This is a genomic window from Gemmatimonas phototrophica (genome assembly GCF_000695095.2).
GTDB lineage: Bacteria > Gemmatimonadota > Gemmatimonadetes > Gemmatimonadales > Gemmatimonadaceae > Gemmatimonas > Gemmatimonas phototrophica.
The window spans coordinates 4,172,947-4,185,652 of the sequence record NZ_CP011454.1 but is presented as its reverse complement, the minus strand read 5'-3'; the positions used below and the strand labels follow the sequence as shown (position 1 = coordinate 4,185,652).

Sequence of the window (12,706 nt, the reverse complement as noted above, 5' to 3'; positions counted from 1 at the left end):
CAACAACGGGTCACCGCTTACGCATCGTGATACGGCCATCGCGCTGGCGCGCGCGGGCTGTGTGGTGGCCATGCCTGAACATCTGGGCAACAGTCGGAGCGACAGCTCGCTGGCAGGCACCGCGGCGATGCTGGCACATCGCCCGCGGCACCTCTCGCTCACGATTGATGCGGTGCTGGCGGATGCGGTGTTCCGGGACCACGTCCAAGGCACACAGGGTGCGCGTGATTGGGCATTCCATTGGCGCCTATACGGCACTGGCCGTGGCGGGCGGGGTGCCCAACGCCATGACACCCGACCAGCCGTCATATGCGGTGACGCCGGTGCTGGTCACCCCAGACACGCGCGTGAGCAGGCTGGTGCTGCTGGCTCCCGCCTGCGGATGGTTCACGGTGCCGGGGGCGCTGGCACCGGTGCAGGTCCCCATCCTGATGTACAGCGGCGCACAGGATCATGTCACGCCATTGTTTCACGCCGATCTGGTGCTGAGCGGAGTCGCGCACCCCGAACGGGTAAAACACATCGTGGTGGACGATGCGGGACATCATGCGTTTCAAACACCATTTCCGCCCAGCATGACGCGTCCGGATTTTCCTCCCTCGCAGGACCCCCCGGGCTTCGATCGCCGCACCTTTCACGCACAGATGAACGCGGAGATAGTCGCCTTCCTGCGTGGCGGTATCTGAGACAATCAGACGGCCGAGGCGGGACCAAGACGTCAGAGCGTTGCGAGTCGAGCGGTGTGATGGATATCGAGTGTCTCGACTCGCAACGCTCTCACCTCCAGGTCCCACCTCTCAACCCGGAGGTCGCAGTTGCCTCTCTCCCGGTTGTGGGCGAAGTTTGCCCGGTCCCGCAGTTACGGCGCACGTCCGCTCCTCCTTCCTGAGCGCTCCATGTTCCCTGTTCGTTCGGCATCATTCGCGCTGGCGAGTCTGCTGGCCTGTCTCCCTGCGCCCGTGCTGGCACAGCAGTTCTCGCCGCCGGGTAGTACAAAGGTGTTTATCGACGAGCTCACCTGGATGGAAATCCGGGATCGACAGCAGGCGGGGACCCGCACGGTCATCATTGGCACGGCCGGACAAGAGCAGAAGGGGCCACACATGGTGGACGGAGAGCACCGCTACGTGCTGGAGCACACCACGGCGCGCATTGCCCGCACGTTGGGCGATGCGCTGGTCGCGCCCATTATCACGTATGTGCCCGAGGGCAGCTGGGATCCGCCACGCGGGCATATGACGAAGCCGGGCACCATCACGCTCCCCGAGGAGCGTTTCGTTGAGCTCTTGCTGCACGCCGGTCGGTCGCTCAAGGCCGGTGGCTTCACCACCGTCATCTACATTGGCGACTCTGGCGGCAATCAGTCTGGGATGCAGAAAGCGGCCACGCAACTCAACACCGAGTGGCAGGGGAGCGCTCGCGCCCTCTTCATTGGAGACTATTACACCAAGGCGGGTGACGACATGCGCGCCTATCTGCAGGGCAAGGGGTACACGCCCGCTGATATTGGCAGCCATGCCGGCATGCTCGACACCTCCGAGCTGCTGTACGTGAATCCCAAGCTGGTCCGCAAGGAACGTCTCGCGCCGAACGGTGGTGGTCGGGACAGCGGGGTCAGTGGGGATCCGACCAAGGCGTCTGCCGAGATTGGTGCCGAGCTGCTCAAGATCAAGATCGACAACGCGCTCAACCAGATCAAAACCCTGCGTGCCGGAGGAAGCCGCTGATGCTGTCACGTCACAACGCACCGCTCCGGCAGGTCGCTCTGGCCGTCGCTCTCGCCACCACTTCGGTGGCGCTGCCGCTGCGCGCCCAGGACCGTCCCGATCCGCTGGCCATGCCGTACATGGAAGCCATGACGTGGACGGAGATTCGTGATGCCATTGGAGCCGGCCGGAAGGTGGCCATCATCCCCACCGGCGGCACCGAGCAGAATGGCCCGCACATGGTGATGGGCAAGCACAACTACATCGTCACCTTTGCCGCCGGCGTACTGGCCAACCGCCTGGGCAACGCCCTGGTGGCGCCTACGCTGCAGTATGTCCCCGAAGGCGACTACACGCGTCCCGGCTTTGGTGACAAGCCCGGCGTGATCTCCCTGCTGCAGCCGGCCTACGAACAGGTGCTCGATGCCGCGGTGCGTTCACTCAAGGTGCACGGCTTTACCGACATCATTCTCATTGGGGACAGCGGCGGGAATCAGCGCGGCATGGTCAACGTGGCGAAGGTGCTCAATACCGAGTGGGGCGGCAGCGGGGTGCGGGTGCACGCCATCACCGACTACTACGAGCAGGGGCGCACTCTCATTCGCGACTACCTCAACAAGACCTACGGGTGGAGCGAGCAGGTGGTTGGGTCGCACGCCGGCACCAGCGACACGTCACAGCTGCTGTATGTGTTCGCTCAGGGCATTCGCACGGACAAGCTGGCGCTCAACGGCGGCAGCCCCGACGCCGGTGTGCAGGGGGATCCCACCAAGGCGAGCGCGGAGATTGGCAAGATCGCCATCGACTTCAAAGTCAATGCGGCGCTTGCACAGTTTCGCGCGTCATCCGGTGGCGCGAAGCCGTAGGCTCGCCCCACGGCACGCCATCAGCCGTCGCATTCACGAATCACTCATGCCACTCCCCATCCGTCCCCTCGCGGACTTTCCCCGCCACGCCACCGATAAGCTCCGGTACGCCGACACCGATCGTCAGGGACATGTCAACAACGCCACCTTCAGCACGTTTCTGGAGACGGGCCGGGTGGAGGTGCTTTACGATCCGCAGGCCCCGCTGGCGCACCCCGATGGCGAGTTCGTGATCGCCAGCCTCATGCTGGAGTTCCGCGGTGAAATTCAGTGGCCGGGCACCGTAACGATTGGCACCGGCGTCGCGCGTGTCGGCGCCAGCTCCGTCACCCTCACGCAGGCAGTGTATCAGGACGACCGGTGCGTGGCGTTGGCCGAGACGGTGATTGTGCACATCAGCACGGCCACACGCCGCGGCATGCCGCTCGATGAGCCTGCCCGGGTACGGCTTGCGGGTTGGCAGGTGCGTGATGTGAGTGGCTCGAGTGCGGCGCCCTGATCTTTGGGCTCACGGAACCGCAAACGGGGGCGTACCGGAAATTCCCGGTGCGCCCCCGTTTGTCATTACTCGCCACCTGGGCAATTACGCCAGATCGAAGCGATCGGCGTTCATCACCTTCGTCCACGCCGACACGAAGTCGTGCACGAACTTCTCCTTCGCGTCGTCCTGGGCGTACACCTCGGCGAGCGCGCGCAGCTCCGAGTGCGATCCGAAAATGAGATCTACACGCGTGGCCGTCCACTTCACGTCACCCGTGACGCGGTCACGTCCTTCAAACACATCACCCGCCGCCGAGAGGGGTGCCCACTTCGTGCCCATGTCGAGCAGGTTCACGAAGAAGTCGTTGGTCAGCGTTTCCGGACGGTCGGTGAACACGCCGTGCCTGGACGCGCCGTAGTTGGCGCCCAGCGCGCGCATCCCACCCACCAGCACCGTCATTTCCGGCGCCGTCAGTCCCATCAGCTGCGCCTTGTCCACCAGCAGCTCTTCTGCTGACTTGGTATACGACGCCTTCTGGTAATTGCGGAAACCATCGGACTGTGGCTCCAGCACGGCGTACGAATGCACGTCCGTCTGGTCCTGCGTCGCGTCCATGCGGCCCGGCGTGAACGGCACCGTGATGTCGTGGCCGGCCTTTTTCGCCGCCACTTCAATGGCGGCCACACCGCCCAGCACAATCAGATCGGCCAGCGACACCTGCTTGCCACCCGTCTGGATGGCGTTGAACTCGGCCTTGATGGTCTGGTAGATGTCGAGCACGCGCGTGAGCTTGGCCGGCTGGTTGACTTCCCAGCTCTTGGCCGGCGCCAGACTGATGCGCGCGCCGTTCGCACCACCGCGGCGATCGGAGCCACGGAAGGTGGAGGCCGACGCCCACGCGGTGTAGACGAGCTGCGAAATGGGGAGCCCCGAGGCGAGGATCTTGCCCTTGAGGGCGGCCATGTCGTCGGCATCGATGAGCGCATGCTCGCAGGCGGGAATCGGATCCTGCCACAGCAGCTCTTCCTGCGGAATCCAGGGGCCGGCATACCGCGTCTTGGGGCCCATGTCGCGGTGCGTGAGCTTGAACCACGCGCGCGCAAAAGCGTCGTGGAATTCCTGCGGGTTGGCGTGGTAGCGCTTGGAGATTTCGAGATACTTCGGGTCCGTCCGCAGCGCGATGTCGGCGGTGCTCATGGCCGGACGCACCTTCTTGCTGGCATCGTGCGCATCGGGTACGACCAGCGAGGCGTCCTTGTCCGTGGGCTCCCAGATGTGGGCGCCGGCCGGGCTCTTGGTGAGCTCCCACTCAAAGCCGAACAGCGTGTCGAAGTAGCCGTTATCCCACTTGATGGGGTTGGGCGTCCACGCGCCTTCGAGTCCCGAGGTCGTGGTGTGCGCGCCCTTCCCAGTACCAAACGAGTTGGCCCAGCCGAAGCCCATCGCTTCAATGGGCGCGCCTTCCGGCTCCGGACCCACGAGGGCCGTGTCGCCGGCGCCGTGCATCTTGCCGAAGGTGTGGCCACCGGCCACGAGCGCAACGGTCTCTTCGTCGTTCATCGCCATGCGCGCAAACGTTTCGCGGATGTCGCGCGCCGACGCCATGGGGTCCGGCTTGCCGTCCGGGCCTTCGGGGTTCACGTAGATGAGCCCCATCTGTACGGCTGCGAGCGGGTTCTCCAGTTCGCGATCGCCCGAGTAACGGCTGTTTTCCTTCTCGCTTGTCGCGAGCCACTCCCCTTCGCTGCCCCAGTAGATGTCCTGCTCGGGCTCGTACACGTCTTCACGGCCGAAGGAGAAGCCGAAGGGCTTGAAGCCCATCGTTTCCATACCGATGTCGGCGGCGAGAATGAACAGGTCCGCCCACGATACCGTGTTGCCGTACTTCTGCTTGATGGGCCACAACAGGCGACGCGCCTTGTCGAGATTGCCGTTATCGGGCCAGCTGTTGAGCGGTGCAAACCGCTGCGTCCCACTGCCGGCACCGCCACGACCATCGGCCGTGCGATACGTGCCGGCGCTGTGCCACGCCATGCGCACGAAAAACGGCCCGTAATGACCGTAGTCGGCCGGCCACCAGTCCTGCGAGTTCGTCTGCAGCGCGACCAGATCGGCCTTGAGTGCCTCCACGTCGAGCGACTTGAGCGCCTCGCTGTACTTGAACCCCGGCAGCGGATTGGAGAGCGACGAGTGCTGGCGGAGGATGCCGACGTTGAGGGCATTGGGCCACCAGTCGCGATTGCTGCGGCCGGCCGCCATGCGCGTGGTGGTGGAGCCCGTCCGCTCGGTACCGCCATGCATCACGGGGCACTTGCCCCCGTTCCCACCAGCCTGTCCTTCCATAGTCCGTTCTCCGAATGTCGTTGCGGTAGTTGAGCGCTCGGGGGCATGACACGCCTGAGCACGATCGCACGTGATCTCTTTCGGTAAGAATACGGATTCAAGCCATAGCCAGCAATAGGGGTTTACCTATACTGGATATAGACGTATGCTATAGCTTATGGACGGGATACTTTTGCGGGCGTTCGTGGAGACTGCCGACGCCGGCTCACTGAGCCGGGCTGCGGGGCTCCTGGGGTTGTCGCAGCCGTCGCTGACGGCGCAAATCCAGCGACTCGAGCGGCATCTCGGTGCCGCGCTCTTTACCCGGCATGGTCGCGGGATGACGATGACCGAGGCGGGCAAAGCGCTGTACCCCCGCGCCTTACGCCTGTTGGATGAACTGCGGGAGACCGAGCACGCGGTGCGCCGGGAGGGGGAGGACGAGGCAGCCACGCTCAGTGTGGGCGCCATTCCGACGGTCGCGCCGTACGTATTACCCGCCGCGCTGCGACGGCTGCGCGTTCGCAACGGCACGTTGCGAGTTGAGCTCCGCGAGGATTATAGCGCCGTACTGGCGCGTCAGTTGCTTGATGGTGTTCTTGATGTGGTAATAGCTGCCCTGCCGTACGCCTTCGAGCATTTGGATGCGGAACCGCTCGGCTCCGATGCGCTGGTCGTGGCGGTGCCCGCGGCGCATCCCGCGGCGCGAGCTGGGCGCATCACCCTGGCGCAGCTTCGCGACGCCCCCGCGGTCACACTCGATCCCGCCCATTGCCTGGGTGAGCAGGTGGCAGGGTTCTGTTCCAGCCGCCAGGTGCATCCGTCGGTTGTGTGCCGCAGTGCGCAGCTGGCCACCGTGCTGGAGTTGGTGGGGGCGGAGGTCGGTATCTCGATTGTGCCCGCCATGGCAGCCGCCCGCCACAACACCCCGCAGACCGCCTACGTGCCGCTCGCCGAGCATACGCTGCAGCGCGAAATCGTGGCGGTATGGCGTCGGGGGGCCATTCAGACACCGGCGGCACGGGCGTTCGTGGACTGCGTCCGCGAGGTCGTCCGGGGCTGGTAGGGGGAGGGGACCCACAACCCACAACGCAAACCCGGAACTCGAAACTGATCAGTTCCGGGTCCTGGGTTCTGGTTTCGGGTTGAGGGTTGTTCTGCTTGGGAGGGGCGGTCCGGACCGGTGGGCACAGAACGGGCCGCTCCGCCGTTCGCTAACCCAGCGGCTCCGGCGACGTTGTTGGTGCCCTCCGAACTCCCGCCCCGTGTTATGACTTTCCGACTGGCTCGCCTGAGCCTCTCTTGTGCCCTTTTCGCGGTCCTTACCGCGCCAGCCCTTTCCGCCGCCCAGTCCGGCCCCCCCACCGGCCGCCCGGGTGGCCCGCCCATGATGGCCCGGCCCGACTCGGCCACCCTGCAGTCCCAGGCCATTCGCGTCTTTCTCGATTGTCAGGGACGCGTGCGCGGCTGCGACCGGGATTTCATCGTCACCGATGTCAACTTCGTGAACTGGATGCGCGACCGGTTTGACGCCGACGTGCAGATCCTCGTTTCCGGGCTTACCAACGGAGGAGGCGGCACCGAGAACACCATCACCTTCATTGGGCGTCGCCGCTTCGAGGGGATGGCCGACACCCTCGTGCTCAACACGCTGCCCAATGACCCCGACGACCGCATCCGCCGCGAACTGGCGCGCACCTTCAAGCTGGGACTCGCGCGCTACGTGGCCAAGTCGCCCATCGCCGCGCGTCTGCAGATGGCCTACATGGCGCCGTTCGGCATGCAGCAGCAGCAGGCCTCGGCGGCCAACCTGAAGGACAAGTGGAACCTCTGGACGTACACGACGAACTTCAACGCCTTCGTTCGCGCCGAGGACCAGCAGCAGTCCATCAACGGGTCGCTCTCGTTATCCGCGAACCGGGCCACCGAGAAGTGGAAGATGAACTTCTCGCTTAGCGGCAACGTGAACGAGCAACGCTTCGAAATTCCCGAGACGGCGACCCGCCCGTCGTTCACGGTCACCAATGAGCAGCGCACGTACAACGCCAATTCGCTCATCGTGCGCACGCTGTCGTCGCACTGGTCGGCGGGCATGAAAGTAGGCGCCGGCTACTCCGACTTCCTCAATCAGGATATCGCGCTGCGCCTGCAGCCTGCTATCGAGTACAACGTGTTCAACTGGAGCGAGCAGACGCGCCGGCAGCTCACCTTCCTGTATAACATTGGGCCCAACTTCTACGACTACCAGCGCACCACGGTGTACAACCGGGACAGCGAGACGCGCTTCAGCCAGCAGGCCACGGCGTCATATGTGGCGCGGCAGTCGTGGGGGTCCAGCAACGTGTCGCTCGACTGGCTCAACTACCTGCACGACTTCAACCGCCATGCGCTCACGCTGAGCGGCAACGTCGACCTGCGCCTCGGTCGCGGCTTCTCGCTCAACATCGGCGGGTCGGCCGCGCGCATCAACGATCAGATCTATCTGCCGCGCGAGGGTAACACCGAAGAGGAGATCCTGCTGCAGCGTCAGGCGCTGCAGACCGGCTTCCGGATCACGACCAACATCGGTATCCGCTACACCTTCGGTTCGATCTACAACACAATCGTGAACCAGCGCTTCAGCAGCCTCGGCGCCAGCGGCGGCCGGTTCTCGTTCTTCTTCTTCTGACCGCGCGGTCCCCCAACGATTCACGCCGTCACTTGCCGGAAGTGTCTTCCCACAGGCTGGGGAAGCGCTTCCGCAAGGCGTCAATCTTGGGAAGATCGTTGTACACGATGTACGGCTGGTCCATGTGGGAGTACAAGTAGTTCTGGTGGTACCGCTCGGCGTCGTAGAATTTTTCCAGCGGTGCCACCTGTGTGACCACCGGCTTGCGGTAGGTCTTGGCGGCATTGAGCTGGGCAATGGCCGCCGCCGCCTTCTGCTGCTGGTCGGCGGAGCTGAAGTAGATGGCCGAGCGGTACTGCGTCCCAATGTCCGGCCCCTGCCGATTGAGCTCCGTGGGGTCGTGCGCCACCGTGAAGAACACCGTGAGCAGTGTTTCGTAGCTCACGACCTTGGGATCGAAGGTCACCCGAACGGCCTCGGCATGCCCGGTGCGCCCGCTGCTCACGTAGTCGTAGCCGGGATTCACCACGTTCCCGCCGGTATACCCCGAGACTACGCTGCGCACGCCCTTGAGGTGCTCAAACACGGCTTCGACGCCCCAGAAGCAGCCACCGGCGAACACGGCGGTTTCCAGCGCAGGGGCGGGTGATTTGGCGGCCTGCGCGGCCAGCCCAACGGGGGCGACCAACGTGGCACAGAGCAGGGCACAGGCAGAGAGCAGACGCATGGGAGGCGGGAAGGGAGGCAGAGGCAACCGGATACACTCAAGTGTAGCCGCGGCGCGGCGCCGAAGTTCCCGTGCAGCGCCGTCACTGGCCAGTACGTAGCCCAGGGGTGAGCATTAAGGGCGTCGCCATGTGGCGCCGCTCACCATTCCCCTCGTCCCCTCTCCATGTTCGTTCACGCCGTCTATTTCTGGCTGCGCCCCGACCTGACCGACGCCGAGCAGGCGCAGTTTGTGGCTGGTCTCGAGCGTCTCAAGACCATCAAAAGCGCCGAGCAGTGCTATGTGGGTGTGCCCGCCGCGACGGATCGACCGGTCATTGAGCGCAGCTACAGCTACGCGCTCGTGCTCGTCTTTACCGACGAAGCGCAGCATGATGCCTATCAGGTGGATCCAGTGCATCAGCAGTTCGTGGCGGAGTGCAAGCCACTCTGGGCGAGTGTGCGCATTTTTGACTCCATCGGCTAAGTCCCAGGCGCGTCTCGTTTCAGGACGACCATGTCACGGGTGAGCGGCAGTCCCTTTCTGACGCACGTGGCGCTGCGGCGCGAGCGGGCAACGGACGACTATCCGTTTACCATTCCGCTGCTGCGTGGTGAGTTCTCCCTCGAATTCACCACGCCGGTCACGTTTCTGGTGGGCGACAATGGCACCGGAAAATCCACGCTGCTGGAAGCCTTGGCGTGGAGCGTGGGATTCGGAGCGTTGGGAGGCAGTCGGGACCAGCACTTTGAAGAACACACCGATGGATATGCCCTGGGGCGTGCCCTGTCCCTGGGGTGGCGACAGCGCACAACCGACGGATTCTTCCTCCGGGCCGAAACGTTTTATCACTTCGCCAGTGAACTGGAAGCCACGGGCACGGCCTTTGGACGCTACGGTGGACAGTCGCTGCATACCCGTTCGCACGGCGAAGCGTTTCTGGCGCTTTTCGAGCACCGCTTTGAAGACGGGCTCTACATTCTCGACGAACCCGAAGCCGCACTGTCGCCGCAGCGCCAGCTCGCCTTTCTCCGCATTCTGCACAGTCTGACCGCACCGCGCATTGCCCAGTTCATTATCGCGACGCACTCTCCCATGCTGCTCACGCTCCCGGGAGCGACGATCCTCAGTCTGGAGGGTGGGACGCTTCGGCAGGTGGAGTATACGGAAACCGAACACTATCAGTTGACCCGCTCCTTTCTGGAAGCGCCGGAGCGCTACTACCGGCATCTGCTGGAGGACGCCGATGACGACGAATCCTAGTCCGGCCCGGCGAAGGCTCCGTCGGTCGTTGTTGCTGGGATGCCTGATCGTCCTCGGCGTGGCCCCATTGGCCTGGTCGCAGCGTCGAGCTTTTGTCGAACCCAACGTGCCGTACGACGGGCGGTTTACCTTCGTCCGCCTGCGCTATACCCAAGGGTATCGCATGGCGTGGAGTGCCGACTATCCGGCTATGGAGCGCAACTTCATGGCCATTCTGGGCGATCTGTCGGTGATGCGCGTGCATCGGAAGGGGAGCAATGTGCACGTGTTGAATGATCCACAGCTGGCACACTACCCGGTGGCGTATCTCACGGAGCCCGGGTACTGGTACCCTACCGACGAAGAGGCGCTGGCGCTGCGCAACTGGATTCTCAAGGGCGGGTTTCTCATTGTGGACGACTTTTACTTCGAGCGACAGTGGGCCGTGTTTGAGGCGGGCATGCGCAAAGTGTTGCCGGAGGCGCGCATTGAGCCGCTGAAGGTGTCGCACCCGGTATTCCATTCGTTCTTCAGTATCCGCACGCTGGATGGCATGACACACCCGGCCACGCCGGCCGCCAAGGCGGTGTATCTGGGTATTCACGAAGACAATGATCCGGCGAAGCGGCTGCAGGTGGTGATCAACTTCAACAATGACATTGGTGACTACATGGAGTGGTCGGGCGAAGGATGGTACCCCGTGAACCTCTCCAACGATGCGTACAAGTTTGCGACGAACTACGTGGTCTACGGGCTGACCCATTAATGAGATCGCCCGTCTGGGACGGGCGAGGCGGGATGCAGAGGTGCGAGCGTTGGGATGATCAAAGTGCGATGGATATCGATGTCGGACGTCCGATGACAGCGAATTGAGAGGTCCGAGCACTTCGTCCGCACTGCCGTGCCCCCCACGGACGCCGCTGGAACAGCGGTCGTCCCCGCAGTTACCCAATGTCCGTGTGGGGCACATCTGTGCGGACGCCAGCACCCGCGCCTCTCATCGTCGTGGTTGTCTCGACACTCTCACCCTCGATATCCATCGCATCGTCTCAGATCCCCTTTCTCAACTCTCTGTACTAACTTCTGGCGATGAAGCCACTGGAGAAGTTGGGCGAGGCCCGCACCCCGAACGGGTCGGTGTTGCAGCTGTATCGCCACGATGGAGCGTACCTCATTCGCGCGGATGGGGTGGAGCTGATGTCCACTCGTCGCCATCTGTCGGAAGACAAGCTGGCCGAGGTGGCGTGTGCGCCGTTGGCGGCCAAGCCCAAGGTGCGCGTGCTCATTGGCGGCCTGGGGCTCGGGTTTACCCTGCGTGAAGCGTTGCGTCATGTGGGCGCTGACGCCGAAGTGTGGGTGGCCGAGTTGGTGGCAGAGGTCATTGAGTGGAACGCCAATCCGGCGTATGCGCTTTCGGCGGAGGCCATGGCCGATCCGCGTGTGCGCATTGTGCATCAGGATGTGGTGAAGGTGCTCAAGGATAATCCGGGGCGCTTTGACGCCATCATGCTCGATACGGACAACGGTCCCGACGGCATGATCATGAAGGAGAACTCGCGGCTCTACGCCACGAAGGGTTTGGCCGCCACGATCACGGCACTGCGCCCCGGCGGGGTGATTGCCTATTGGTCTGTGAGTGCGGACCCGGCCTTTGTGGGGGCGCTCCAGCGGGTTGGGCTCACGGTGCAGTCCATCAGCGTTCGCGCCCACGCCACGTCAGGGCCGTGGCACACGTTGTATGTCGCTCACATGAAAGACTGAGCGGGAAACCGGACGCCTTACCCCGCGCCCACGGCTTCGTCGGCGCGGAATCGCCAGGGCACATCGCGCTCGGCGGCATCACGCTTGCGATACTCGCCGGGCGACACGCCAACCGCGCGCTTGAACGCTTTCGAAAACCCGAACGCGTCGTGGTACCCCACCGCCAGCGCCACCTGCTCCAAGGTGCGATCGCTTTCGGACAACAGGCGCATGGCGCGCTGCAGTCGCAACGTGCGAAGATACGCGAGCGGCGTTTCGCCCATGGCCTCGCGAAACCGTTCCGCCAACACACTGCGCGATGAGCCGACCGCACGGGCCAGCGTATCCAGCGTCCACGGCAGGGCGCAGTCTTCGTGCAGCTGGGCAACTGCCTGACGGACCTGTGGATCTCGCACGGCGTGACTCCACCCGGCAACCTCGTTGCCTCGGCGTGCCACGTACTCCCGCATGAGATACGTGAACAGGATGTCCAGCAATCCGTGCACCACCGTTTCGCGTCCCAGCGCGTCGCTGCGGGCCTCGCTGGCCAGCATGGAGACCGTGAGGCCAAGCGGCTCCAGGCGGGCCGTGCGTTCGGCACGCACCACAAACCAGGGGGGCAGCTCCGTGAAGAACGGATGCACCGGGGTGTTCCATAGCTGGTAGGCGCCGCTCACCACGGACACCTCACCGGGGGCGTCGCTCTCTTCGTTGGCGGCGAGTGCGATGGTCTGCACCGGCACATCACGTATCTGGGGCTGCGCGGAGAGCATGTGCTCACAGCCGCGTCCCATCACGGCAATGTCCCCGGCCTGCAGGGCCAGCGGCTCGGCGAGCGCCGGCGCATGGACATAGGCCGTGCCTTCGAGCACCACGTGGAAACCCACGCTGCGGTCGCAGGGAAAGCGCAGGGCCCGGTCGGTACGGAGCTGCCGCACATCCAGCAGGCGGCGGCGCAGCCCCGCATCTTTGAACAAGTCGGTGAGCAAATCCATGCACAAACGTACCAATAACAGGACGATTAGACAAATAAAT

Annotated in this window: 13 protein-coding genes; 10 read left to right on the top strand and 3 right to left on the bottom strand. The window is 64.1% G+C overall.

Annotated elements, in window-relative coordinates:
- Window positions 1–224: 224 nt before the first annotated feature.
- The 4 genes from GEMMAAP_RS20855 to GEMMAAP_RS17635 all read left to right on the top strand — a co-directional run bounded on the left by GEMMAAP_RS20855 (window position 225) and on the right by GEMMAAP_RS17635 (window position 3,071).
- Window positions 225–686 carry an alpha/beta hydrolase family protein gene (locus GEMMAAP_RS20855; protein WP_202969164.1) on the top strand — a complete coding sequence of 154 codons (462 nt, stop codon included), beginning with the start codon at window positions 225–227 and terminating at the stop codon, window positions 684–686.
- Between the two features lie 210 nt (window positions 687–896).
- Window positions 897–1,727 (top strand): creatininase family protein, encoded by an 831-nt coding sequence (locus tag GEMMAAP_RS17645; RefSeq protein ID WP_053333548.1) that lies wholly within the window; start codon window positions 897–899, stop codon window positions 1,725–1,727.
- Entirely contained in the window at window positions 1,727–2,572 is an 846-nt protein-coding gene (locus GEMMAAP_RS17640; protein WP_053333549.1) for a creatininase family protein, read from the top strand. Before GEMMAAP_RS17645 ends, GEMMAAP_RS17640 begins: the two co-directional genes overlap by 1 nt.
- Window positions 2,573–2,618: 46 nt before the next feature.
- Complete coding sequence (locus GEMMAAP_RS17635; RefSeq protein WP_043579322.1) at window positions 2,619–3,071, top strand: acyl-CoA thioesterase; 453 nt, start codon at window positions 2,619–2,621, stop codon at window positions 3,069–3,071.
- Between the two features lie 84 nt (window positions 3,072–3,155).
- Here the strand turns inward: GEMMAAP_RS17635 and katG are convergent, their stop codons facing one another.
- Window positions 3,156–5,396 (bottom strand): catalase/peroxidase HPI, encoded by a 2,241-nt coding sequence (gene katG, locus GEMMAAP_RS17630; protein WP_026848164.1) that lies wholly within the window; start codon window positions 5,394–5,396, stop codon window positions 3,156–3,158.
- A 157-nt stretch (window positions 5,397–5,553) separates the two neighbouring features.
- Between katG and GEMMAAP_RS17625 the strand changes: the two genes are divergently transcribed.
- Together GEMMAAP_RS17625 and GEMMAAP_RS17620 are read left to right on the top strand one after the other, a co-directional pair.
- Window positions 5,554–6,441, top strand: coding sequence for a LysR family transcriptional regulator (locus GEMMAAP_RS17625; RefSeq protein ID WP_026848165.1), 888 nt, complete (start codon window positions 5,554–5,556; stop codon window positions 6,439–6,441).
- Between the two features lie 321 nt (window positions 6,442–6,762).
- Complete coding sequence (locus tag GEMMAAP_RS17620) at window positions 6,763–8,043, top strand: hypothetical protein (RefSeq protein ID WP_026848166.1); 1,281 nt, start codon at window positions 6,763–6,765, stop codon at window positions 8,041–8,043.
- Window positions 8,044–8,071: 28 nt separating this feature from the next.
- On the opposite strand, the gene msrA is transcribed toward GEMMAAP_RS17620, so the two are convergent.
- A complete protein-coding gene (gene msrA, locus GEMMAAP_RS17615; protein ID WP_043579324.1) occupies window positions 8,072–8,710 on the bottom strand; it encodes a peptide-methionine (S)-S-oxide reductase MsrA in 639 nt (212 codons plus the stop codon).
- 165 nt (window positions 8,711–8,875) lie between these two features.
- On the opposite strand from msrA, the gene GEMMAAP_RS17610 reads away from it, so the two are divergent.
- From GEMMAAP_RS17610 to GEMMAAP_RS17595, 4 genes are all read left to right on the top strand, one after another.
- The gene (locus tag GEMMAAP_RS17610; protein ID WP_026848167.1) at window positions 8,876–9,175 is read left to right on the top strand and encodes a Dabb family protein; all 300 of its coding nucleotides are present in this window, start codon (window positions 8,876–8,878) and stop codon (window positions 9,173–9,175) included.
- Window positions 9,176–9,205: 30 nt separating this feature from the next.
- Complete coding sequence (locus GEMMAAP_RS17605; RefSeq protein ID WP_082821451.1) at window positions 9,206–9,952, top strand: AAA family ATPase; 747 nt, start codon at window positions 9,206–9,208, stop codon at window positions 9,950–9,952.
- Window positions 9,936–10,697, top strand: coding sequence for a DUF4159 domain-containing protein (locus tag GEMMAAP_RS17600; RefSeq protein WP_075071562.1), 762 nt, complete (start codon window positions 9,936–9,938; stop codon window positions 10,695–10,697). The genes GEMMAAP_RS17605 and GEMMAAP_RS17600 overlap by 17 nt, the downstream gene beginning before the upstream one ends.
- A gap of 323 nt (window positions 10,698–11,020) precedes the next feature.
- Window positions 11,021–11,692: a spermidine synthase gene (locus GEMMAAP_RS17595; RefSeq protein ID WP_026848170.1), complete on the top strand. Its 672-nt coding sequence runs from the start codon at window positions 11,021–11,023 to the stop codon at window positions 11,690–11,692.
- Between the two features lie 17 nt (window positions 11,693–11,709).
- On the opposite strand, the gene GEMMAAP_RS17590 is transcribed toward GEMMAAP_RS17595, so the two are convergent.
- Window positions 11,710–12,666, bottom strand: coding sequence for an AraC family transcriptional regulator (locus GEMMAAP_RS17590; protein ID WP_026848171.1), 957 nt, complete (start codon window positions 12,664–12,666; stop codon window positions 11,710–11,712).
- Window positions 12,667–12,706: the final 40 nt, after the last annotated feature.

Bases quoted from the DNA above. Each gene is read 5' to 3' on its own strand.
- GEMMAAP_RS17645 (WP_053333548.1), top strand. From the start codon at position 897: ATGTTCCCTGTTCGTTCGGCATCATTCGCGCTGGCGAGTCTGCTGGCC.
- GEMMAAP_RS17640 (WP_053333549.1), top strand. From the start codon at position 1,727: ATGCTGTCACGTCACAACGCACCGCTCCGGCAGGTCGCTCTGGCCGTC.
- GEMMAAP_RS17635 (WP_043579322.1), top strand. From the start codon at position 2,619: ATGCCACTCCCCATCCGTCCCCTCGCGGACTTTCCCCGCCACGCCACC.
- katG (WP_026848164.1), bottom strand. From the start codon at position 5,396: ATGGAAGGACAGGCTGGTGGGAACGGGGGCAAGTGCCCCGTGATGCAT.
- GEMMAAP_RS17625 (WP_026848165.1), top strand. From the start codon at position 5,554: ATGGACGGGATACTTTTGCGGGCGTTCGTGGAGACTGCCGACGCCGGC.
- GEMMAAP_RS17620 (WP_026848166.1), top strand. From the start codon at position 6,763: ATGATGGCCCGGCCCGACTCGGCCACCCTGCAGTCCCAGGCCATTCGC.
- msrA (WP_043579324.1), bottom strand. From the start codon at position 8,710: ATGCGTCTGCTCTCTGCCTGTGCCCTGCTCTGTGCCACGTTGGTCGCC.
- GEMMAAP_RS17610 (WP_026848167.1), top strand. From the start codon at position 8,876: ATGTTCGTTCACGCCGTCTATTTCTGGCTGCGCCCCGACCTGACCGAC.
- GEMMAAP_RS17605 (WP_082821451.1), top strand. From the start codon at position 9,206: ATGTCACGGGTGAGCGGCAGTCCCTTTCTGACGCACGTGGCGCTGCGG.
- GEMMAAP_RS17600 (WP_075071562.1), top strand. From the start codon at position 9,936: ATGACGACGAATCCTAGTCCGGCCCGGCGAAGGCTCCGTCGGTCGTTG.
- GEMMAAP_RS17595 (WP_026848170.1), top strand. From the start codon at position 11,021: ATGAAGCCACTGGAGAAGTTGGGCGAGGCCCGCACCCCGAACGGGTCG.
- GEMMAAP_RS17590 (WP_026848171.1), bottom strand. From the start codon at position 12,666: ATGGATTTGCTCACCGACTTGTTCAAAGATGCGGGGCTGCGCCGCCGC.